The organism is Oleiphilus sp. HI0128 (assembly GCF_001635365.1).
Window position 1 is genome coordinate 1 of the sequence record NZ_LWGG01000330.1, and the last position, 812, is coordinate 812.

The 812-nt window shown below is 42.1% G+C and carries 1 protein-coding gene; it reads left to right on the forward strand.

The features are described 5' to 3' along the window. Positions 1–121: 121 nt before the first annotated feature. On the forward strand, positions 122–812 hold a 691-nt coding region (locus A3763_RS04160), incomplete at its 3' end, for an alpha/beta fold hydrolase (protein WP_156494896.1).

An 812-nucleotide genomic window follows, 5' to 3' on the forward strand; every position in this document is an offset into this window, starting at 1 on the left:
AGGCTAGGAAGCCAGTAGTACTACTATAGAAACCCCGGCTTGTGCTGGGGTTTTTTTATTTGTGGGGCTAAGATAATAACTGTGAGATATCTTTTTATTGTTAACAGGGTTGTAGCTATAGATGGTTGAGAAAAAGCTAAGATTGCTAGATAAAGTTTTTTTATCTGTTCTTAATGGTGTGGAGCAGTTTGCTTTTTCGGAGAACTTTAATATCTCAAACTTGAGTTCATTCGATGAAATCTTTCAAGATGGCATCATGTCAGTTCGTCATTATCACCCATTAGAGGATGATGAGATTGAGATCGCGGGTGAGAAAATCAAGGTAGAGAAAAAGCGACACAAAACGCCCGTTATCTTGGTGCCGCCTTTAGCCGCAACATCAATGATATTTGATTTGATGCCGCATAGAAGTGTTGTTCGTTATTTTTTAGCGAATGGTTATGATGTTTACTTGGTTGATTGGGGAGATGTAACCGCAGATCATAAAAACCTGTCGCTGGAAAGCTATGTGCTAGAGTGGATGCCAATGATCATGGATGCTGTCATTACGCATTCTGATGAGGAGGAGGTGTCAATCTTTGCATACTGCATGGGTGGCTTGCTTTCTCTTATGTATCTGGCGGTTTCAGGTGATGAATCAGTCAAAAACCTGGTGACAGTCGCGAGTCCGATCGATATGCATCAGAGCGGCGCAGCAGGTAAGGTTTTGTCGGCAATATATAAGCCAGCGCACCTGGTTTCCAACGTGCTTAATTTTTCCTTACTTGATTTACCGACACGCTATTTTCATGTGCCTGGATGGACTTCATCGC